Raw genomic sequence first — 22,325 nt, 5'->3', positions numbered from 1 at the left:
TAGACAAGTGATTAAGAAAGTAGAGGGTGATTCGAATGGTAACAATTAAAGATGTAGCAAAATTGAGTGGTGTTTCACCCTCTACCGTATCACGTGTTATTGCAGATAATCCTAGAATAACAGAGGAAACAAAGAAAAAGGTTCGTAAAGCAATGAAACAGCTTGGTTACCACCCCAATATTAGCGCAAGGAATTTGGTTGCTAAGTCTACCAAGGCAATTGGCGTAATCATGCCTTCATCAGCAAATACAGCGTTACAAAACCCTTTCTTTCCGGAAGTTCTAAGAGGAATTGGTTCTGTCATCCATGAAGCAAGATATTCCTTATCCTTATCCACTGGGGAAACCGATGACGAAATCTGTGAAGAAGTAAAGCGGATGGTCTTTGGTCGCTATGTGGATGGAATTATTTTGCTATATTCTAGATTAAATGACCGAGTGACTAATTTTTTACGAGAACAAGACTTTCCATTTGTCATTGTTGGTAAGCCTTATGAAAATGAAAGTGAAACAACATATGTCGATAATGATAATTTGAAAGCTGGAAAAGAAATTACCAAATGCTTAATTGATAAAGGTCATGAAAAAATTGCCTTTATTGGTGGTTCATCCGATTTAATTGTTACTAAAGATCGTCAAGATGGCTACATCGAAGCATTAAAAGAAGCGGGATTAGAAGAGAATGATTCATACAAAATCCACACCGAGTTTTTAAAGTCGGGTGGGCGTGAAGCAGTGGAGTATCTTCTATCATTAAAGGAAAAGCCAACGGGTCTTGTTGTCAGTGATGACTTAATTAGCTTAGGAGTAATTAGTAGATTAGAAGAGTCTGGTTATTCAATACCTGATGACCTCTCATTAGTTAGTTTTAATAATGTATACTTATCAGAAATTACTAGACCACCGTTAACTACTGTAGATATTCAAATCTATGAACTTGGTGCACAATCTGCGAAAGCATTAATCGAGAAGACAGTGAATAAAGGTGAGCCGGCAAAACGAATCATTATCCCTCATAAAATTGTCTATCGTGACTCTGTCTAATATGAAAAGCGCAGGCGCTCGGAGCTAGACATCACTGAAATTTGATTCTTTCAAAATGGAATTTTTTACCCACTTGAACTATTAAAATGATTATGCTAGTATAATAGAGAATTTAATATTGACCTTATCATTCGATGAGGTAGAGGTGCGAATAATAAGAGTAAGCAATCGGAGTATGACATCGTTGAGGATTGCCGAAAGGATTATTTGCCGAAGCAAAAGTGAAAGTCGAATTCATTATTGCTGGGATGTCTTCTGAATAAGAGGCATACTGTCATGCAACGCTAGTGCATGGAGAACTACTGATCAGGATTGAGGATAACGTATTGTTTACATAAGACAATAGTAGGTTATTTTCCCTGCTGTTGTCTTTTTTGATGGTTAAAATAGTTTCCCCAATGAATTAATCCATCTTGTAAAAACAACAAAAGCAATATACCCTCGTAAAGTTTTCTATGCACACCCTAATAGATAAAAAGAAAAGGATGTGCATCATGAGTACAAACACAAGTACGAAGAAAAAATATGAATTCCCTCATAGTTTTATTATTTTATTCGGATTAATGGCTATTGCAGCTATTACTACCTATTTTATTCCAGCTGGGCAATATGACCGAGTGGAAGATGAAGCTGGCCATACCGTTGTAGCTGATGGTACGTACCAAACAATCGAATCGAGTCCAACTGGGTTTATGCAATTATTTGAATCATTGCATCTAGGAATGGTTGATGCAGCAGGAATTATCTTCTTTATTTTTATTGTAGGTGGAGCTTTCGGGATTTTAAGTGCAACGAAGTCAATTGAAGCTGCCTTTGGTTCCCTTACACAAAAATTGAGTGGAAAAGAAATATTTTTAATCCCTGTCATTATGTTATTTTTAGCCATTTGTGGTGCTACTTGGGGGATGGCTGAGGAAGTAATTCCATTTATTTTAATCGCAGTACCACTTGCCATTCGAATGGGGTTTGATTCTCTTACTGGTACAGCGATGATTTTAGTAGGGGTTTACGCTGGTTTTGGATCGGCATTTATGAATCCATTTACTGTTGGAGTTGCACAAGGGATCGCTGGATTACCAACCTTCTCTGGAATGGGCGTTCGTTTTGTGTTTTGGTTAATTTTCACAGCCGTTACCATTGCGTATGTCATGCTTTATGCGAGAAAAGTGAAAAAAGATCCTACACGAAGCCTTATGTATAAAGAGGACAAAAAACGAAATGTCGATGTAGATGATGCTGCAGAAACATTATCAAAACGCCAAGTTGCAATTTTAGTCGTGTTAGCACTTACGTTAGTAGGACTAGCTCTAGGTGTCATTATTCAAGGTTGGTATATTACCGAAATCGCAGCCTTGTTTGTCATCATGGGAGTTGCAGTTGGTATTATTGCAGGATTTAGAATGAATGAGATTGCGAATGCTTTTGTAAAAGGTTTAGAAGAAATGGTACAAGGGGCATTAATTGTTGGTTTTGCTTATGGTATTTTAAGAATTCTAGAAGATTCCAATACAATCGATACGATTCTTTACCATGTTTCTGGAGTGGTAGCTGACTTACCAACAGCATTTGCTGCAATCGGTATGTTCGTCGTTCAAAGTATCTTAAACTTTGTCGTTCCTTCAGGTAGTGGACAAGCAGCAATCAGTATGCCAATCATGGCTCCACTTGGTGACTTAATCGGTGTTAGCCGTCAAACAGCAGTACTTGCCTTTCAATATGGGGATGGTATTTCGAATGTATTTACACCAACTGCAGGAGTATTAATGGCATCCCTTGCATTAGCAAAAATACCTTGGATCAAATGGATGAAATGGATTTTACCATTAATTTTAATTCAATATGTGTTGGGAGCTATTTTCGTAACTATTGCGCATTTGTTTATTTGGTAGATTATAAGGATTTTTGAAAAATAACGGAACGAGGATTCACTGGGGAATTTTGGTGGTTCGAGGTTCCGTTATTTGATGAAAAAGGGGAGTTTTGGAGTGCGAGATGGTTCCTGTTTCCGTTATCACATTATTTTGTGCCGAAAAAATGGTAAAATACTAGAATAACGGGATGAGGATTCATCAAGAAGCTCAAAACCGTGGTTTATGTATGAATAACGGAACGAGGATTCACCGGGGATCTCAGCTGGATTGAGGTTCCGTTACTTCTGTAAACAACAAGTATAGACATCGGAGGAATGAACATGTTGAAGAATTTATTTAATAGACTAGAAGATATTTATCCAGAGTTAGTAGAGTTGCGAAGAGATTTTCATATGTATCCAGAACTTTCACATGAGGAAGTGAATACCCCGAAGAAAATCGCTGCCTATTTGAAGGAGCTTGGGATTGAAGTTAGAACAGAAGTTGGGGGAAGAGGTGTTGTCGGCACATTAAAAGGTGGGAAGCATGGTAAAACAGTTGCCTTACGTGCGGACTTTGACGCTTTACCAATTGAGGAAGAAACGGACTTACCGTATAAATCCCGTGTTCCTGGTGTGATGCATGCGTGTGGTCATGACCTTCATACAGCAGCACTACTTGGAGTGGCAAAAGTACTAAGTGAACATAGAGATGAAATTCCAGGTACTATCAAATTTATTCATCAATTTGCTGAAGAAGCAACACCTGGTGGGGCAAAACCAATGATTGAAGATGGATGTTTAGAAGGCGTCGATGTGATCTACGGTGCCCATGTTATGTCGACTGAAGAATTTGGAACAGTAAGCGTAAAAGATGGCTATTTTTCATCAGCACAAGATGATTTCAATATTACGATTCGTGGTAAAGGTGGGCATGGATCCCAGCCACATCTAACAGTTGATCCACTTGTAACTGGAAGCCAACTAGTCGTAAATTTACAGCAAATTGTTAGTCGTCGTGTCGATCCACAACAAGCAGCTGCTGTAACGGTGGGCTCTTTTGTTAGTGGTGGAGCGAACAATATTATTCCTGATAGTGCTACAATTAAAGGAACCGTTCGCACGTTTGATGAGGAAGCGCGTCAAGTTATTGAAGAAGCGCTTGAAAATGTGACTCGTTTAACTTGTGCTCAAAATGGGGCTGAGGTTGATTTTGAATATATTAAAGATTGTCCTTCCATCTATAATGACCCAGAAGAAACGAAAGTTGTAGAGGATGTTGCAAAAGGTTTGTTTGGAGAGGAAAATCTATTCACTGGTGCTCCAATGATGGGAAGTGAGGATTTTGCTTTTTATACAAAAGAAATTCCTGCTGTTTACTTTACTGTTGGTGGAAGAAGTGAAGAACTAAATGCTGTGTATCCACACCACCATCCTAAATTTAACGTCGATGAGCGTGCAATCATTAATATCGGAAAAATGTTTCTTTCATTGGTAACGAAATAAGAACAAGGCATCGGGGAAACTCGATGTCTTTTTGGATTGAAAAACCTTGTTTTCACAATATTGTCATGAAAACTCTCTTACTCTAATTGAAAATGATTCTCAATAACTTTACAATTAAAGTGAAGAGTTAAGTTAATTAGTTAGGGGGAGTTCTTTATGAGCAAAATTCTAATTATCTATACAAGCATGACAGGGAATACGGAGTTGATGGCTGAGGCCATGGAAGCTCATCTAAATAGGAAGAATCACGAGGTTACGATGAAAAACTTCGAGTTCGATCCTTTTGATATTAAAGAATTGATGGATTATGATGCTGCTCTAGTTGGAACCTACACTTGGGATGATGGGGAAATCCCATATGAGGTGGAGGACTTTTACGATGAATTGGATGAAGTCGATCTAACAGGGAAGCCATGTGGCGTTTTTGGTTCAGCTGATTCTTTTTATGATTGCTATGGAGGCGCAGTGGATTTAATGGCCATGAGGCTTTTCCAAGCTGGGGCTACCAAGCAAGCGAAACGGTTGAAGGTCGATTTAGAACCAAGTGATGAGGATATTAGAAAATGTGAGCAAATGGCAGATGAAATTTGTGCCATGCTCGTTGAGAAAGCAGCTTCATAATTAGATGATAGAGTTAAGTTTAGCCGACTTAACTCTATTTTTATATAGAAGAGCCTATATAATTGGTAAAAATGAAAAAATATTTCATTACAACTTTGCATAAACACTCACTGGCAGGATACTAATCAAAATCAAGATTAAAATTAAAATACAGAAATTACAACTTTTTTTAAATTTTTATTTCACTTTCTGTATATTTGTGGTATATTAAAATCAACATCATGAGATATTCCTAGATTACTAACTCAATAGGATAGGTAACTAGGTAATTTTTTTAGAACATGGTGAAAGCGTTAACATATCAGAATGAAATTTTATTTCAGGAGAGGTGTAAAAATAATGGAAAAAAAGAAATCTTTAGTTTTAGTCGGAGCACATTGTGGTGATGTAGAACTACAAGCTGGTGCTATCGCTCATAAATATGCAAAAGCAGGATGGGATGTCACATTCCTACATTTAACTGCAGGTGAAAAAGGAAATCCTCCACATATTTCGGTTGAAGATTATACAAAACAGAAGATAGAAGAGGCTGAGAAAGCAGCTGAAATTCTCGGTGGAAAAAGTATTACTTTAGACTATAAAGATGCAGAATTAGAATTTAATGATGAAATTATTACACGCATCGCAACATTAATGAGAGAATTACGTCCAACAGTGGTTATAACTCATTGGGAAAATAGTATTCACCCAGACCATTCATTATGCCCACGTTTAGTACAAGCAGCACAATTAAAGACAGGTCTACCTGGATTTGATTTGGACGGATTAGCACCACATTATTACCCTTTCTATCATAGTGAGAACTGGGAAGATATGGAAGGCTATGATCCTGATATATTTGTTGATGTGTCAGAAGAATTCGATACATATTTAGAGGCTATTTCTCAATATTGGTTTGTAATGAACTCCACTTCTTTCCGGTATTACGATTACTATAAAGCATTAGGAACAGTTAGAGGATGTGTAAGTCGTGCCAAATATGCACAAACACTGAAATTCCCAACTGGTGGAAATGTTCGTCGTGGGACTGGCATTCCTGGACATGAACTGTAAGCATAAATCTTCACGAAAGAAGGTGTGGCTTCATTAATGAATAATTTAGATAAAAAGGTTGGGAAACTGCTTGTCGTTGGATTCTCTGGGAAAACAGTGCCAGATCATATCCGAGAGTTGATCCATAACTATCATATAGGTGGAATTATTCTATTTGGAAGAAATATTGGTACACCAGAGGAAATCCTAACATTAACAACCGATTTACAATCAGAAGCAAAGAAGGCTGGGTATGAATATCCATTAATGATTTGTGTTGACCAAGAAAATGGTGTTGTTCGCCGTCTTGGAGAAGGAGCTACTATTTTTCCAGGGGCTATGACTCTAGGAGCAACGGATAATCCAGAAAATGCCTATAAAATAGGAGTAGCAACTGGTAAGGAACTGTTAGCATTAGGAATTAATTGGAACTTAGCGCCTGTATTAGATGTTAATAATAATCCGGATAATCCAGTTATTGGTGTTCGTTCTTTTGGGGAATCACCTGAGAAAGTGGCCGAGTTTGGGAAAGAAATGATGCGTGGGATGCAAGATGCTGGCGTTATTACGACATTAAAACACTTCCCAGGGCACGGAGATACAAATGTAGATTCTCACTTAGATTTACCAGTTATATCTCACACAAAAGAACGCTTAGATAATATCGAATTGTTACCCTTTAAAAAGAATATTGAGGCCGGTGCTGATACGGTTATGTCAGCCCATGTATATTTTCCATCGATAGAATCTCAATCTGGTATACCAGCTACTCTATCATCAAAGGTAATTACTGGATTACTAAGAGAAGAACTTGGATTTAATGGAGTAGTGACTACTGATTGTATGGAAATGAATGCGATTGCAAATGGGGTTGGCACTGAACAGGGTGGTGTTGAAGCTGTTAAAGCAGGTGTGGACTTTGTTATGATCTCCCATACTCCTGAAAAGCAAAAAGGTACTCATAAAGCAATTGTCGAAGCTGTTCACTCAGGACACATTCCGGAAGCAATGATTGAACAAGCAAATCAGAGAATTGATACATTAAAACAGAAGTACTTTGATTGGAATACAATCCCTTTAACAGATGAGCTAACTGTTCCTGACACTGTAGGAAGTTATGAGCATAAGGAACTTGCCTATCAAGTGTACAAACAGAGTGTAACTATTGTAAAAAATGATGGATTGTTACCGATATCCTTAACGGAGCAACAACGTATATTAGTGCTTTGCCCGGATAATGGAACTACTATGCAAGTGGAAGACAAGCGCTATGCTAACCTATCTCTGGATGAAGCAGTAAAAGAATATCACAAGAAAATTGATGTGAGATTCATTGATAATAAAATAACTAATGGTGAAATTAATGAGATTCTAGGGCAAATAAAAGATTATGATTTCGTCATTATTGGCACTGTGACACTTACTAAAGATAACAAGCAGATTTCTCTTATTGAGAGAATTGGAGAGTTAGAGGTGCCATACGCAGTTATTGCAATGAGAAGTCCATATGATTTTTCATTTATACCTAATGTTCCAGTTTATATTAATACCTATGAATTCACTTATCCTGCATTACGGGCAGCGGTTGGAGCAATTTTTGGTAAGGAACGTGTAACAGGAAAATCTCCTGTCACAATCACCTCTTTGGAAAAAGAGTAAACTTCACCTTTATAGGAAAGGGGTTGTATTAAGATTGGCGGAACAGACCATATCTAGCAATCTTCCAAATAATAAGCCAAAGAAAAAACGTTTTAATTGGAGGAAGTTAAAGATAAATTGGCAGCTATATCTATTATTAGCTCCTGGTTTAATATACTTTCTATTATTTAAATACTATCCAATGTATGGTTTACAAATCGCATTTAAAGACTTCCGAGCGGTAGACGGGATACTCGGTAGTGAGTGGATAGGATTTGATCACTTTATTCGCTTTTTTAATTCCTATTACTTCTGGGATTTAATAAAAAATACATTGGGAATTAATTTATACGCTTTAGCACTGTTCCCTATCTCAATTGTCGTTGCATTAGCATTGAACGAATTAAGAGATGGGAAGTTTAAGAAAACAGCACAGACCATCACATATGCACCACACTTTATCTCAGTTGTTGTGTTTGTTGGTATGATTATTGCTTTCTTAAATCCTGTAACAGGTATTATTAATAACTTTATACAGTGGATAGGTTTTGAACCAATTAGTTTTATGACGGAACCTGGTTGGTTTAAATCGATATTTGTTTGGTCCAATGAATGGCAAAACCTTGGTTGGGGAGCCATTATCTATTTAGCTGCACTTGCTGGTGTTGACCCGCAGTTGCATGAGGCAGCAAAAGTAGATGGTGCTTCCCGATTACAGCGTATATGGCATATCAACCTACCAAGTATTTTGCCGACAATTATTATTCTATTAATTCTTAACATGGGTAATATGATGTCCATTGGTTTTGAGAAAATCTTGTTAATGCAAAACGAGTTAAACTTGGAGTCTTCTCAAGTAATTCAGACTTATGTTTACGAGGCTGGTTTATTACATGGCCAATACAGTTATTCAACAGCAGTAGGATTATTTAACTCCATTATTAACTTTGGAATCTTAATTTTCTTTAACCGATTAGCGAGAAGAACGGGTACAAGCTTATGGTAAAGGGGTATCCATTATGGCAATAAAACAAGCAAAGTCTGATAAGATATTCGATATTTGTAATAAAATCCTAGTTTGGTTTTTCATAGTTGTTATTTCGTATCCACTAGTTTACATCATTAGTGCATCTATTAGTGACCCTCAATATGTAAACTCAGGTGAGATGTGGCTATTTCCGAAAGGGCTTACTTTTGAAGGATTTGAACGTGTGTTCCAAAGTAGCGAAATTTGGTTAGGGTATCGTAATACGATATTTTATACACTGCTCGGTACATTTATAAACTTAGCCGTAACTCTACCGATGGCTTATGCTTTATCAAGATCAGATTTAGTAGGTAGAAAGTTCATCATGTTAGCTTTAGTATTTACTATGTTTTTTGAGGGTGGCTTAATCCCAACTTACCTATTAGTACGTGACCTAGGTATGATCAACACTGTATGGGCAATGGTGCTTCCAAGTGCAGCGGCAATGTGGAATATTATTGTGACAATGACATTCTTTAAGGTTAGTATACCAAAAGGCTTGGAAGAGGCAGCTGAGATTGACGGTGCGTCCCAAATCAGAACCTTTTTCCAAATCGTTATCCCGTTATCTGCACCAATCATTGCGGTTATGGCATTGTTCTATGGAGTTGGACACTGGAACCAATACTTTGGGGCATTGATTTATCTACAAGATAGAGAACTTTATCCATTGCAATTGTTCCTAAGAGAAATACTTGTTCAACAGCAGCTAACGACTGAATTAATGCAACAAAGTGGATCTGCTGAAGCATTAAGTGAACATGCTAGAATTGCAGATATCATTAAATATGCTGTCATGATTGTCTCAGCAGCACCATTACTAATTGTTTATCCATTCTTACAACGATTCTTTATTAAAGGTGTAATGATTGGATCATTAAAAGAGTAACACCGTATCTATAGTTATACTCTAACAAGGAGGTGAGTCATTCTAGCAATAGTTTGTTTTAGTTGTTATTTATTCTTATTTATTAAAGGGGAGAATTAGAGTTGAATATCAAAAAAAGCTTATCAATGTTAGTTATATTACTAATTAGTGCAATTGTGTTTGTAGCTTGTTCAGGTGATGGAAATAATAATGAATCATCATCTAATAGTGAACCAGATGATAATTTTAATGCAACCGATTATCCAATTGTTGATGAATCCATTACATTAGAAATGATGGGGAAAAGTTCACCAATTCAACCTGAATGGGGAGATATGGGCTTCTTCCAAGAAATGGAGAAGTTAACAAATATTAAATTTGAATTCAGAACTGCATCTGCAGACGACTTTACTCAAAATAAACAACTAGCTTTTGCTAGTTTAGACTTACCAGATTTATTCTACGGAGCAGAACTAACAGCTGGTGAAGAAGCAGACTATGGTTCACAAGGCCTTCTAATTCCTTTAGAAGACTTAATTGAAGATTATGCGCCAAACTTTAAAAAGCTAATGGATGAAAATCCAGATTTAGCTGCATCTATTACGACTCCTGATGGTCATATTTATGCACTACCAGGTATCGATGAGTCTGTAACATCAAAAACACCTATCATGTGGATGAATGGTCCATGGTTAGACGAATTAGGTGTCGATAAACCAGAAACAATGGAAGATTTCTATGAAATTCTAAAAGCATTTAAAGAAGAAGATCCAGGTAACGTTGGGGATGTTATTCCATTAACTGCAAACGCTCCAGCTGATTTACGTATTGGATTACTTCCAAACTTCGGTATCGTACAAGATGATGGTATTTATGAAGAAGATGGAGAAGTTAAGTTTGCTTGGGTTCAAGATGAATACAAAGAGTATCTAAAATATATGAACCGTTTGTATGAAGAAGAGTTATTAGATAATGAAATGTTCTCTCATACATGGGAGCAATTTGTAGCAAAAGGACCTAAAACTGGTATTTTATCAACATGGCCAATTGTTATGGTAGGTTTTGAAGATCCAATGGATGCTTTAAACTATCCTGTATTACCACCAATGACAAGTGCTACAAATGATGAAAAACTAACAACTCTAATGAGTGAAATTCGCCGTGGTAGAGCTGCTATCACGAATGAAAATGAGCACCCAGAAGCTACTATGCGTTGGATTGACCATGCATATTCAGAAGAGGGTACAATGCTTTCACGTCTAGGTATTGAAGGTGAAACATACGAATTTAATGAAGATGATCAGTGGGTATTACTAGCTGAAGACGGTTTAAGTACTACAGAAACAAATGCAAAACACGCTCCTGGTGTAGGAACAAACGTACCAATGAATCTAACTGAAGAATTCTTTGCTCAAGAGGGTGGAAACCCTGCAATTCTTGAAATCTACGAGTGGGTGTCTGAAGAGTTAATCCCTTATGGTAAATTACCATATCCACAAGTTTACTTTACAGATGAAGAGCAAAAAGAAATCAATATTGTAAAACCAGATATCGATAGCTACTTCCAACAAATGGAGGCTAAATTTATCACTGGTGCTGAAGATATTGATGCAATGTGGGATGAGTATGTAAGTACTCTTGAAAAACAAGGTATTGGTGACTTAGTTGAAGCACACCAATCTGCATACGACCGTTGGGCTGAAGCTCAATAAGAATATTATTTTTGTAGAGCAGCCTGGTTTACCAGGCTGACTCTATCATTAATAACACAACTTAGATTAAAAAGAGGCGGTAATTATGATAGAAGGTATGGTTTGGAAGTTATATGATATATCAAATTGGATCATGCGAATGATGTTTTTAAATCTATTATGGATTTCTTTTTCTCTACTTGGACTAGTTCTATTTGGTTTTTTCCCAGCAACAGCTGCAATGTTCTCTGTAACTCGTAAATGGGTGTTAGGGGATAAGGAAATACCAGTATTTAAAACATTTTGGAAATCATATAAAGAAGGATTTATTCAGATGAATATAATTGGTTCAGTATTAACACTTATAGGTCTTATCTTATATGTTGATCTACGATTCTTTCAAGCAGCCGACCATGTACTAGTATCATTTTTAGCCTTCTTTGTAATTTTTGCTTTATTTATCTTTTTTGCAGTACTATTGTATATTTTCCCAATGTACGTACATTACAAGTTTAAAACGTTTGAGTATATTAAGAAGTCATTAGTTATTGTGATCGGTAAACCACTAAATGCCATTATGATGATTGTTGGAAGTTATTTGCTTTATGTTGTAATAAGCATGATGCCAGTATTACTTTTATTTGCTAGTGGAAGTTTAGCAAGCTTTGTATTAATGTGGATTGCCATGCGATCATTCCCAAGATATGAAATTAAAGTGAGTGGTGCTCAATGAAACTAGGTCTCGATGTTTTTTTAGAAAATGATTATAAGCAGTTTAAAGGACAACGAATTGGTTTAGTAACAAACATGACTGGTGTAAATGAACGATTGATTCCTTCGATTGATTTATTTCATGAACATCCCGAAATAGAGTTGACGGCATTATATGCACCAGAACACGGGATACGTGGAGATGCAAAAGAAGGAGAAAAAGTTGAATCAACAATAGATCCTTACACGGGATTGCCAGTCTTTAGTTTATATGGTGCAACGAGAAAACCAACAAAGGATATGCTTGAACCTGTTGATGTGCTTGTATTTGATTTACAAGATATTGGTTCGAGATATTATACCTTCATTTATACGATGGCATACGTCATGGAAGCATGTAAAGAAAATGGAAAACAATTTGTCGTTTTAGACCGTCCGAATCCAGTTTCAGGTACAAAGATGGAAGGGAATCTAGTAGAAGAAGATGTCCGTTCATTTGTAGGATTGTTGCCGATTCCGAATCGACATGGGATGACGGTTGGAGAAATGGCTTTATTATATAAAGAAGAATTTGGATATGATTGTGAGTTAACAGTTGTTCCAATGCAAGGATGGCAAAGGGACATGTACTTTGATCAAACGGGACTATTTTGGGTTCCACCATCACCAAATACAACAAATATGGATATGAGCATTTTATATTCAGGTACATGTTTAGTAGAAGGAACTAATCTATCGGAAGGGCGTGGAACGACTCGACCTTTCGAGCTAGTAGGTGCTCCTTTTATCGAAAGCCAACAATTGGCAAAAGTATTTAATGAAAAAAAGGTACCTGGTGTATTGGCAAGACCAACATCATTTATCCCTTTCTATCAAAAACAAAAGGATGTTACTTGTGGTGGCATACAATTACATGTCGAGGACCGTGATCAGTTAAATTCTCTAGAGGCTGGAATTATCTTACTAGAGACAATCGCTGAACTTTATCCGAATGAATTTGAGTTCATTAAAAATGAAAATGAGAAATATTTCTTTGATTTATTAGCTGGAACAAAGGCTTTAAAAACGATGATATTAGAAGGAAAGTCTAGAGAATTTCTTGATTCTTGTAATATGTCACTAGAATCCTTTCAAAAACTTAAAGAACCATATCTCTTATACAAATAGGATGGATATAGATGAATAAACTATCAACTTTGACAACAGAAATGCGTAATGAAAAATCGGTGGCAATTGATTCCATGTCAACCATTGATATTCTAAAAACAATAAATGAAGAAGATATGACAGTTGCACAGAGTGTACAACAAGTCCTCTCAGAGATAGAAAAGACTGTAGAAGTTATTTATGAACAATTGAAACAAGGTGGACGATTATTTTATGTAGGGGCAGGTACGAGTGGACGAATTGGTATCATGGATGCTGTGGAATGCCCCCCAACTTACAGTACGTCTCCTGAAGTTGTGCAAGCAGTGATGGCAGGTGGAACGAAAGCCATTGAAAAAGCAGTAGAAGGTGCGGAAGATAGTGAAGAACTAGGTGCTAACGACTTAAAAGAACGAAACTTAACTGAGCTTGATGTTGTTATCGGTATTGCTGCAAGTGGTAGAACACCATATGTAGTTGGTGCCTTGCAGTATGCGAATAAAATTGGTGCCTCTACGGTTAGTCTAACAAGTAATACAAACTCCATTATCAGTAAACACGCTGACATTAAGATTGAAGTTGTTACAGGGCCGGAAGTTTTAACAGGTTCTACTCGTATGAAAGCAGCTACTGCCCACAAAATGATTTTAAACATGATTACGACTACATCCATGATTAAGATTGGTAAAGTTTATGAGAACCTGATGGTTGATTTAAAAGTAAGCAATTTGAAATTAAAGGAACGAGCGAAAAGCATTGTTTCTACTATTACGGGTTCTACATACGATATAGCGGAACAAACGCTAGAATGTACAAATTATGAAGTGAAGCCCGCTATTGTAATGATAAAGACGGGAATAACACTGGAAGAAGCTAAGTATTACATTAAAGAGGCGGATGGTTTTGTTCGCCAAGCAATTGAATTAGCTACTGAAGGAGGAAATTAATAATGGTTACATACAGACATTATCAAGCTGGTGATGAGGTAAAAATAGTAGATTTGTGGAATGAATCGTTATGGAAAGATCCTATTACACCAAAACGATTCCGAAATTTAGTATTACTTGATGCCAATTTTGATCCAGAAGGGTTACGTGTTGCATTTGATGGGGAGAATTTGGTAGGAGTAGTTTACGCTGTACGTCGACTATTACCAATGTTTGGAACTGATTTAGAACCAGACAATGGTTGGATTCCGTTTTTCTTTGTTGATGAAGGATATCGTAAAACAGGTGTAGGGAAGCGTTTAATGAATGATGCAACGAATTTCCTTAAGGAACATGGTAGAAAACATGTCTTCTTTGCATCTTATGCTCCAAATTATATTATGCCTGGTGTTGATGAAGAGGCTTATCCGGAAGCATATCAATTCTTATTATCACAAGGGTTTGATAAACTATATTCACCGATTGCAATGGATCGTAATATTGTTGATTTCAAACTATCAGATGAAATTAAAGATTTAGTAAAACTACGTGAAGAAGAAGGCTATACTTTTAGTTTAGCAGAGGATAAAGATTTATATGATGTGATCCAATTTGCCAATATCAAGTTTAATCCTGACTGGGGAAGAGCAATTAGAGAAGGTGTACTACAAGGACTTCCAATGGAAAGAATTTTAGTTGCCCGTCAAGGTGATAAAGTAGTTGGGTTCTGTATCTTTGGAGGATATGAAGGTGTTCCAGATCGCTTTGGACCATTTGGTGTCGATCCAGACCAACAAGGCAAAAAACTAGGGAAAATTCTATTAAACTTATGTTTACAACAAATGAAAGCAGAAAGCCTACATGGTGCATGGTTCTTATGGACTGGTGAAAAGACGACTGCTGGATATTTATATAAGAAGACAGGTTTTGAAGTTACACGTACATTCCACGTGATGAAAAAGGATATTTAGTTTATTCCGTAGCGGAAAAGAGATATAGAAATAGAAATGAGCTGATTGCATGTCGACAAATGGAGGGTTAGTTATCCTGAATGAAATGTTACCTTTTCTACCTCCTTCTGAGAAAAAAATAGCTGCATATATTATCGAGCATCCACAAGAATCCATTGCATTAACCGCAATGGAATTAGGAAAAAGAAGTTCTACTAGTGGTGCAGCGGTAATCCGTCTTTGTAAATCGTTAAACCTCAAAGGATTTCAGGATTTAAAATTACGGATTGCAGGAGATTTGCAGAAGGAAGATGTAGCAGGGTATAGAGACATAGAACCGAATGAACCAAGTCGTTCAGTTATTGAAAAAATGACGAATAATAGTATACAGACGATCCGTGAAACAGCAGAATTATTAAATGTTGATGAAGTAGATAAAGCTGTTGATATACTACGTAACGCAAAGAGGATTCATTTTATTGGGGTAGGTGCTTCCAGTATTATTGCTCAGGATGCCCAGCAAAAATTTCTAAGAATTAATAAGCAAGCATATGCGTTTACAGATATGCATATGTCAGCAACACAGGTAGCCAATGCAGACGAGTCGGATGTGGTTGTAGGGATTTCTTTTTCAGGTGAGACTATTGAAGTGGCTAAGGTATTGCAATTAGCAAAACAAAAAAATGCAAAAACTATTAGTCTTACAAAATACGGAAACTACAAGGTAACAGAGCAAGCCGATATTAATCTGTATACATCAGCAACAAGAGAACCGACATTTCGTAGTGGAGCGACGTCATCAAGAATTGCTCAACTCCAAGTGATTGACATTCTGTTCATGTGTGTCGCGTCTTTACAATATGATGAAACATTGAAACGTTTAGATGATACGCGCGATGCGGTAGAGTTACTAACTAATAACAGATTAAAAGAAAAAGAGAATATTAAAAGTTGAGCTAACTCTATTAAGAGTTGGCTCATTTCATATAAAGAATGGTGCATGGAGGAATAAAAATGTATGTACTAGGTATTGATGGTGGCGGAACGAAGACAAAAGGCGTGATCGCTAGTTCAACAGGAGAAATAGCGGCAGAAGCAACAGTAGGGCCATCCAATCCGAATAGTGTGAGTAAAGAGCAGTTAGAAAACGAATTCACATTACTTTTTAATGAGCTTATGCAAAAAAGTGGTGAACTGTTCTCGGAGGTAAAACATATATATGCTGGCATGTCAGGTGTTGAACACCCAGTTACTAAATCAGAAATGAGTCAGTTAATCACTAACATAATTCCTGGCCAGAACGTAACAATCACAAACGATGCAATTACTGCTTTATACTCTGGTACGTTAGGTAAGCCGGGGATTGTTCAAATAGCTGGGACAGGTTCAATCACATATGGTCTTAATGAGGAAGGTAAATTCGGTCGAGTAGGTGGCTGGGGCTATTTATTAGGAGAACGTGGGAGTGGCTATGCATTGGGGAGTGATGCCCTCAAAGCAGTATTTGCCACACATGATGGACTAGGTGAAGATACATTACTACTACACTCTATTCTAAAAAAATTTGAAACATCAGAATTACCAAATATTGTAAAGTTGATTTACCAATCAAAGAACTCAAAAGAATTAATTGCATCAATTAGTAAATTGGTATTTGAAGCATATGATCAGGGAGATTCTGTTGCTTCATCAATTATACGTAATAATGCTCAAAATATAGGTGATTCAATCGCATGCTTAATAAAGCGAATGTTTAACCAGAAATTGACCATTCCAGTTGTGCTCGTTGGTGGTGTATTTAAAAGAATTGATGTATTAGAACCTTTGATAATGAATAGTGTTCAAGGACATGAGGTATCTATTAATTTGATTTCACCAAACATCGAACCAGTAGGTGGAGCCGTAATTGCTGGACTTAAGGAAGAAGGTCTTGAAATAGGAGAGGAATTTATTACGAACTTTCATAGCTAATAGGAGGACAATTGTGAAGTATATTGAATGGAGTATTGAAAGGTTAGATGAACTCGTTTCTTTATGGAATAAGGAGATTTCTGCTGAATTTCCAATGAGAGTGGATTTATTTAAACAGAACAGTTTTGATGATATTAATATTTTTCACGATGGGTCTTTAATTGCAATCGATGATGAAGGCAATGTACGAGGTTTTGTAGTCTCTAAACTTTGGCAGGATTCAGTTAATGTAGGAATTAGTAAGGAAACTGGATGGATACAAGTTTTACTAGTTGCTCGTGATTATCGTAATCAAGGAATCGGAACGAAATTACTCAATCATGCTGAAGGCAAGTTTAGAGAAAAATGTATCAAAAATATATGGCTTGGGAAAGACACATGGCACTACTTTCCAGGTATTCCACAAGAATATAAGAGTGTAGCTAAGTGGTTTGAGAAAAATGGTTATATTCAGGTTGGAGAAGAGTTTGATTTAGATTGTTATTATGAAAATAATCAGGGTTTAGAAATCGTTGAGAAGGAAGAAGTAGAAATTTCTCTAGTTAGAATTGATGAAAAAGAGGAATTTCTAGAGTTTATGCATCGCTGTTTCCCAGGACGATGGGAGTATGAAGCGATTCAATATTTTCAATTAGGTGGTACCGGTCGAGAATTTGTGGTTCTGAAAAAGAATAATAGAATAATAGGCTTCTGCAGAGTAAATGATTCGAAATCACCTGTTATTGCTCAAAATGTATATTGGGCACCATTATATAAAGGTGAGTTAGGTGGAATTGGCCCACTTGGAATTGATGCAAATGAACGTAAACATGGATACGGGCTATACATTGTAGAAGCAGCTGTTCAAGAGTTGCGTAAAAGAGGTACTGATTCAATTGTAATTGATTGGACAGGATTAGTTGATTTTTATCGGAAGCTAGGTTATGAAGTGTGCAAGAGCTATTATTCTTATCATAAAAATATATAGAAAGGTTGTTTATTGATGAGAGAAAAAGTGCTTGATTTACTACATAAAGAAATTGAAGCAGAACACATCCCGGGTGCTGTGTTAACTGTATCTTACCAAGGAGAAACAGTGTTAGAAGAAGTGGTTGGTTATAAGACAATTTTTCCAGAAAAAACGCCGATGAATGTCGATACAGTTTTTGATCTAGCATCATTAACTAAGGTAGTAGCAACATTACCTTCAATGTTGAAGCTAATAGAAGAAGGAGAAATCAGGCTGGATGATCCTGTAGCGCATTTTTTACCAGAATTTGAAAAACAGGGAAAAGAGCAGATTACATTACGTCATTTACTAACCCATACTTCTGGTTTACCAGCTCATAAACAATATTATAAAGAAAATATGTCCACAGAGGAAATTTTGACTAGCATTTATCAACAGGAACTAGAGTATAAAACGGATAGTCAAGTGGTATATAGTGATTTGGGATTAATAACGTTATACAAGGTAATTGAAACGGTTACTAGCCAACAATATAGTGATTTCTTGGAGCAACAATTTTTCAAACCATTAGAAATGCACGAGACAGGATTCAACCCATCCTATGATGACGAAAGGTATGCGGCAACAGAATTTGATGAAAAGACGAATAGTTACAAACTTGGTATCGTTCACGACGATAATACAGAATCAATGGGTGGCATTAGCGGGCATGCGGGACTATTTTCAACACTACATGATCTACAAAACTATGCGAGCATGATTGAAAATAATGGTGTGTATAAAGGAAGAAGAATATTATCAGAAGCAACATTGGAACTTTCCCGTAGAAATTATACAGCATTTGATAAAGAACACCGTGGACTAGGTTGGATTTTGAAAAGTCCTACCCATTCATCGTGTGGTGATCTGTTTTCTGATTTGTCATATGGTCACACAGGTTTTACAGGAACAAGTATATGGTTTGATCCAACCATCGATTTGAATGTCATCTTATTAACAAATCGTGTTCATTTTGGAAGACATCCACATATCCTTAGATTAAGACCGAGATTACATAATATCATTCGTTCTTATTTTTAATAGAAGGGATTGTTGGTATGCAATCGGAAAGTATAGTAATTGGTTTAATGTCCGGTACATCCTTGGATGGAATCGATGCTTCCATAGTCAAAATAATAGAGTCAGAAAATGGTCTGAATCTGGAACCAGTGCATTTTAGTACGCTATCTTTTTCTGACGGGGTTAAAAAGAAACTGTTAAATCTATGTAATCCAGAAAAAGCAAGAATAGAAGAAATCTCAGCAATGAATATGTTGATGGGAGAACTTTTTGCTGAGGCTTCTATGAAGGCAATTGCTGAAGCTGGATTAACAAGAGATGATATTCTGTTAATTAGTTCTCATGGGCAAACGATTTTTCACCAGCCTAATGCTATTATTGTTGATGAAAGAGAAATAACCTCTACCATGCAAATCGGGGACATTGGTGTCATTGCTGAACGTACTGGAATCATGACCGTGGGTGATTTTAGAACACGTGATATGGCAGTAGGGGGCCAAGGTGCACCACTTGTCCCATATGCAGATTATTTATTTTTTAGAGATGAAAAAGTTGGTAGGGTTCTATTAAATATCGGTGGGATTTCTAACATAACTGTAATTCCTCCAAATTGTAGAGAAGAAGATGTAGTGGCCTACGATACAGGGCCTGGGAATATGATGATTGATGCTTTCACCGAATGGGCAACGAACGGTAAGCAAACATTTGACAAAGATGGGGCTATAGCTGCAAGAGGAATAGTTAATGAATCTTGGTTGAGTGAATTATTAAAGCATCCGTATTTTAAACAAACAGCGCCCAAAAGTACTGGACGCGAACAGTTTGGTATTGATTATGCTAGGAAACTGTGGAATGAAGCAGAATTGGCGGGTATAACCAATTCAGATAAAATAGCTACTATTACTGCATTAACTGCTAAAACCATTGCAATGGAAATTCTGAAACACAAGGATGTCGGTGAAGTATTGGTAAGTGGTGGAGGGCGATACAACCCGACATTGATGAGAAATATCTCCGACTTTTTACCGAGTGAAATAAAGGTAAATGGAACAGAAGCTTCCGACTTTCCAGCTGATGCGAAGGAAGCAATCACTTTTGCTCTCTTGGGTTACCAATGTTATAGGAAAAGAACGAATAATTTACCATCTGCAACTGGAGCAGATAAACCAGTTGTGATGGGGAAAATTGCATGGTAGTTTGTAATGCACTGATCTGAGAGGATTGGTGCTTTTTCTAATGGACGGCCGATTGGGGAGGTTGTTGGAGAAGGAATGTTCGGCGAAAAAAGGAGAAACTTCGGGGAGAATCTTGATATGTTCGGGGAAGTTCCGGAAATGTTCGGTAAGTTTTACAAAACTTCGAGTAAAAATCCAAAATCTTCGGGAAATCTCAATTTTTGATGTTGTGGATTCGCTCCACCTAGAATTAACCTTGCTCGCCCTGGGTATTTTGCACTCGTGAACAAGTGAATTCGCTCCCCACAGTGGTAAACTCGCTCGACCCTAGTTGTTCGCGCTCGCCAATACAGCAAATTCGCTCCACCGCAGCCTAAACTCGCTCCCAAATCACCAAAATTCGCTCCACCGCAGTCTAAACTCGCTCCCAAATCACCAAAATTCGCTCCACCGCACCCCAAACTCGCTCCACACCCCAACCATCCCTCAAGCTAAAAAAAGAAGCAACCCCTCAAAAGAGTTTGCTTCTTTCCTTTAAAAGAATAACAATCCGACTGTAATTGGTATGAAACTCCAGAACAGGATAATGACACAGAATCCCATGATGTCTCTTACTTTAAGTCCCGCGATTGCTAGTAGGGGCAGGGCCCAGAATGGTTGAATCATGTTTGTCCATGCATCTCCCCATCCGACAGCCATTGCTGTTTTTGCCATGTCTACATTTAAATCCATGGCAGCTGGAATCATAATTGGCCCTTGAATAGCCCATTGTCCTCCACCTGATGGAACAAAAAAGTTAACGATACCGGCACTAATGAATGTAAATAATGGCAATGTAAAATCAGTTGATATACTTACAAACCAATTCGACATTTGCTCTGATAAACCTGAAGTCATCATCATTCCCGTAATACCTGCATAAAACGGAAACTGAATAATCACACCACCAGCATTTTTAACAGCATCTGTCACACTGTTCAAAAAGCGGCGTGGTGTGCGATGGAACAGGATTCCTAAGAATAGGAAGATAAAGTTAACAATATTAATATTCAAGTCTAAGCCATTTTGCGCAAAGTGATAGATGATAAACACGAATCCTAGTATCCCGATAATTAGGGATAAGATTTGACTGTTTTCCAGTCGCTCCGCTGGTGTTGCATTTTCTTTATTTAGTGGCTTTGGTGGTTGTACTGATATTTTTTCCATTTGCATATTTAATAGTTCTGGATCAATTTCTCCCAGGTTATTACTGGATGTGGCAAATAAGCGGTTCAGTAAAGGCAACGTGATCAATAATGTAATTACGATGAACAAGTTGTAACTACTTAATAATGTCTCCGTAACAGGAACGACACCCATGATGTCCTGTAAAAAATGATCCTCCGTTGCAATTTTTAATGGAACAGACCCGGATAGTCCCCCGTGCCATACTAGGAAACCACTATATGCACTTGCCATTAGTAAGCGGTAATCCACGGTTGGCACGCGTTTGGCAACGTGAATTGCTAGAAGTGCGCCAACTACTAAACCAAATCCATAGTTGATTAAACAAGCGATGGATGCTACAAACGTAACAAGGATAATGGCTTGTCCTGGTGTATTTGCTAATGTACTAATTTTCGTTAGCAAATTTTTTACGACTGGCGCATTAGCCAGGATGTACCCAGTCACAACGACTAAGGACATCTGCATCGCAAATTCTAACAAATCCCAGAAACCTCCACCCCAATAATCCATCATTTCTACAGGTGTACTATCGGTAAAAAATACTCCTAATATAAATACAGCAAGTGTTAAGATGATAGCAAATAAAAATGCATCTGGTAAGTACCTTCGAACCATGCGGTCAAAGAATGACGTGATCGCACCGAACATACATTACGTCCTCCCCTCAAAATTTCAAGACAATGACTTGTCTTGTTATAAAAAATAAGAATATATAACTTCAGAGATGTCTAGCTCCGAGCGCCTGCGACTAGCGAAGGAACTCCAAAGAGATGCATCTTTGCCCTTTGTGCCGAGTAACCGCAGGCACAAGACTTCCTTCGCCTCCGTACGATAAGTCAACATCGACTCCGATACAAAGGAAGGCCGACTAAAACCGGACTTTGCGTCCAACGTCGGCATACCCCTATGAAGGGGCATGTTTCCTTTATCTCCTAC

The 22,325-nt window shown here is 37.3% G+C and carries 19 protein-coding genes and 1 riboswitch; of the genes, 18 read left to right on the top strand and 1 reads right to left on the bottom strand.

Annotated elements, in window-relative coordinates; genetic code table 11:
- Positions 1-35: 35 nt before the first annotated feature.
- From BUB12_RS12745 to BUB12_RS12660, 18 genes are all read left to right on the top strand, one after another.
- Complete coding sequence (locus BUB12_RS12745; RefSeq protein ID WP_072891307.1) at positions 36-1,043, top strand: LacI family DNA-binding transcriptional regulator; 1,008 nt, start codon at positions 36-38, stop codon at positions 1,041-1,043.
- 132 nt (positions 1,044-1,175) lie between these two features.
- A riboswitch (Lysine riboswitch) is annotated at positions 1,176-1,353 on the top strand.
- Positions 1,354-1,537: 184 nt separating this feature from the next.
- Complete coding sequence (locus BUB12_RS12740; protein ID WP_084063337.1) at positions 1,538-2,932, top strand: YfcC family protein; 1,395 nt, start codon at positions 1,538-1,540, stop codon at positions 2,930-2,932.
- Between the two features lie 302 nt (positions 2,933-3,234).
- A complete protein-coding gene (locus BUB12_RS12735) occupies positions 3,235-4,398 on the top strand; it encodes a M20 metallopeptidase family protein (protein ID WP_072891305.1) in 1,164 nt (387 codons plus the stop codon).
- Between the two features lie 156 nt (positions 4,399-4,554).
- On the top strand, positions 4,555-5,019 hold the full coding sequence (locus BUB12_RS12730) for a flavodoxin (RefSeq protein ID WP_072891304.1): 465 nt from the start codon (positions 4,555-4,557) through the stop codon (positions 5,017-5,019).
- A gap of 339 nt (positions 5,020-5,358) precedes the next feature.
- Positions 5,359-6,072, top strand: a complete 714-nt coding sequence (locus BUB12_RS12725; protein WP_072891303.1) for a PIG-L deacetylase family protein — start codon at positions 5,359-5,361, stop codon at positions 6,070-6,072.
- A gap of 36 nt (positions 6,073-6,108) precedes the next feature.
- The gene (gene nagZ / locus BUB12_RS12720) at positions 6,109-7,710 is read left to right on the top strand and encodes a beta-N-acetylhexosaminidase (protein WP_072891302.1); all 1,602 of its coding nucleotides are present in this window, start codon (positions 6,109-6,111) and stop codon (positions 7,708-7,710) included.
- Between the two features lie 34 nt (positions 7,711-7,744).
- On the top strand, positions 7,745-8,695 hold the full coding sequence (locus BUB12_RS12715; protein ID WP_072891301.1) for an ABC transporter permease: 951 nt from the start codon (positions 7,745-7,747) through the stop codon (positions 8,693-8,695).
- A 13-nt stretch (positions 8,696-8,708) separates the two neighbouring features.
- The gene (locus BUB12_RS12710; protein WP_072891300.1) at positions 8,709-9,605 is read left to right on the top strand and encodes a carbohydrate ABC transporter permease; all 897 of its coding nucleotides are present in this window, start codon (positions 8,709-8,711) and stop codon (positions 9,603-9,605) included.
- A gap of 101 nt (positions 9,606-9,706) precedes the next feature.
- On the top strand, positions 9,707-11,296 hold the full coding sequence (locus BUB12_RS12705; RefSeq protein WP_084063336.1) for an extracellular solute-binding protein: 1,590 nt from the start codon (positions 9,707-9,709) through the stop codon (positions 11,294-11,296).
- An 85-nt stretch (positions 11,297-11,381) separates the two neighbouring features.
- Positions 11,382-12,008, top strand: a complete 627-nt coding sequence (locus BUB12_RS12700) for a YesL family protein (protein WP_072891299.1) — start codon at positions 11,382-11,384, stop codon at positions 12,006-12,008.
- On the top strand, positions 12,005-13,153 hold the full coding sequence (locus tag BUB12_RS12695) for an exo-beta-N-acetylmuramidase NamZ family protein (protein WP_072891298.1): 1,149 nt from the start codon (positions 12,005-12,007) through the stop codon (positions 13,151-13,153). The genes BUB12_RS12700 and BUB12_RS12695 overlap by 4 nt, the downstream gene beginning before the upstream one ends.
- Before the next feature lie 11 nt (positions 13,154-13,164).
- Entirely contained in the window at positions 13,165-14,079 is a 915-nt protein-coding gene (gene murQ, locus BUB12_RS12690) for an N-acetylmuramic acid 6-phosphate etherase (RefSeq protein WP_072891297.1), read from the top strand.
- 2 nt (positions 14,080-14,081) lie between these two features.
- Positions 14,082-15,029: a GNAT family N-acetyltransferase gene (locus BUB12_RS12685; protein ID WP_072891296.1), complete on the top strand. Its 948-nt coding sequence runs from the start codon at positions 14,082-14,084 to the stop codon at positions 15,027-15,029.
- 49 nt (positions 15,030-15,078) lie between these two features.
- Complete coding sequence (locus BUB12_RS12680) at positions 15,079-15,963, top strand: MurR/RpiR family transcriptional regulator (protein WP_072891295.1); 885 nt, start codon at positions 15,079-15,081, stop codon at positions 15,961-15,963.
- A gap of 59 nt (positions 15,964-16,022) precedes the next feature.
- Positions 16,023-16,979, top strand: coding sequence for an N-acetylglucosamine kinase (locus tag BUB12_RS12675; protein ID WP_072891294.1), 957 nt, complete (start codon positions 16,023-16,025; stop codon positions 16,977-16,979).
- A gap of 13 nt (positions 16,980-16,992) precedes the next feature.
- The gene (locus BUB12_RS12670) at positions 16,993-17,946 is read left to right on the top strand and encodes a GNAT family N-acetyltransferase (RefSeq protein WP_072891293.1); all 954 of its coding nucleotides are present in this window, start codon (positions 16,993-16,995) and stop codon (positions 17,944-17,946) included.
- Positions 17,947-17,961: 15 nt separating this feature from the next.
- On the top strand, positions 17,962-19,008 hold the full coding sequence (locus tag BUB12_RS12665) for a serine hydrolase domain-containing protein (protein ID WP_072891292.1): 1,047 nt from the start codon (positions 17,962-17,964) through the stop codon (positions 19,006-19,008).
- Positions 19,009-19,025: 17 nt separating this feature from the next.
- On the top strand, positions 19,026-20,183 hold the full coding sequence (locus BUB12_RS12660; RefSeq protein WP_072891291.1) for an anhydro-N-acetylmuramic acid kinase: 1,158 nt from the start codon (positions 19,026-19,028) through the stop codon (positions 20,181-20,183).
- Between the two features lie 513 nt (positions 20,184-20,696).
- Here the strand turns inward: BUB12_RS12660 and BUB12_RS12650 are convergent.
- A complete protein-coding gene (locus BUB12_RS12650; RefSeq protein WP_072891289.1) occupies positions 20,697-22,037 on the bottom strand; it encodes a short-chain fatty acid transporter in 1,341 nt (446 codons plus the stop codon).
- Between the last annotated feature and the right edge of the window lie 288 nt (positions 22,038-22,325).

Source organism: Ornithinibacillus halophilus (assembly GCF_900129485.1).
In the GTDB taxonomy this organism is placed as follows: domain Bacteria; phylum Bacillota; class Bacilli; order Bacillales; family Amphibacillaceae; genus Ornithinibacillus; species Ornithinibacillus halophilus.
The sequence above is the reverse complement of the archived record's forward strand: the minus strand, read 5'-3'. Positions and strand labels throughout refer to the sequence as shown.

What these genes read in the sequence shown, in the direction of transcription:
- BUB12_RS12745 (WP_072891307.1), top strand. Translation starts at nt 36, where the DNA reads ATGGTAACAATTAAAGATGTAGCAAAATTGAGTGGTGTTTCACCCTCT.
- BUB12_RS12740 (WP_084063337.1), top strand. Translation starts at nt 1,538, where the DNA reads ATGAGTACAAACACAAGTACGAAGAAAAAATATGAATTCCCTCATAGT.
- BUB12_RS12735 (WP_072891305.1), top strand. Translation starts at nt 3,235, where the DNA reads ATGTTGAAGAATTTATTTAATAGACTAGAAGATATTTATCCAGAGTTA.
- BUB12_RS12730 (WP_072891304.1), top strand. Translation starts at nt 4,555, where the DNA reads ATGAGCAAAATTCTAATTATCTATACAAGCATGACAGGGAATACGGAG.
- BUB12_RS12725 (WP_072891303.1), top strand. Translation starts at nt 5,359, where the DNA reads ATGGAAAAAAAGAAATCTTTAGTTTTAGTCGGAGCACATTGTGGTGAT.
- nagZ (WP_072891302.1), top strand. Translation starts at nt 6,109, where the DNA reads ATGAATAATTTAGATAAAAAGGTTGGGAAACTGCTTGTCGTTGGATTC.
- BUB12_RS12710 (WP_072891300.1), top strand. Translation starts at nt 8,709, where the DNA reads ATGGCAATAAAACAAGCAAAGTCTGATAAGATATTCGATATTTGTAAT.
- BUB12_RS12700 (WP_072891299.1), top strand. Translation starts at nt 11,382, where the DNA reads ATGATAGAAGGTATGGTTTGGAAGTTATATGATATATCAAATTGGATC.
- BUB12_RS12695 (WP_072891298.1), top strand. Translation starts at nt 12,005, where the DNA reads ATGAAACTAGGTCTCGATGTTTTTTTAGAAAATGATTATAAGCAGTTT.
- murQ (WP_072891297.1), top strand. Translation starts at nt 13,165, where the DNA reads ATGAATAAACTATCAACTTTGACAACAGAAATGCGTAATGAAAAATCG.
- BUB12_RS12685 (WP_072891296.1), top strand. Translation starts at nt 14,082, where the DNA reads ATGGTTACATACAGACATTATCAAGCTGGTGATGAGGTAAAAATAGTA.
- BUB12_RS12680 (WP_072891295.1), top strand. Translation starts at nt 15,079, where the DNA reads ATGTCGACAAATGGAGGGTTAGTTATCCTGAATGAAATGTTACCTTTT.
- BUB12_RS12675 (WP_072891294.1), top strand. Translation starts at nt 16,023, where the DNA reads ATGTATGTACTAGGTATTGATGGTGGCGGAACGAAGACAAAAGGCGTG.
- BUB12_RS12665 (WP_072891292.1), top strand. Translation starts at nt 17,962, where the DNA reads ATGAGAGAAAAAGTGCTTGATTTACTACATAAAGAAATTGAAGCAGAA.
- BUB12_RS12660 (WP_072891291.1), top strand. Translation starts at nt 19,026, where the DNA reads ATGCAATCGGAAAGTATAGTAATTGGTTTAATGTCCGGTACATCCTTG.
- BUB12_RS12650 (WP_072891289.1), bottom strand. Translation starts at nt 22,037, where the DNA reads ATGTTCGGTGCGATCACGTCATTCTTTGACCGCATGGTTCGAAGGTAC.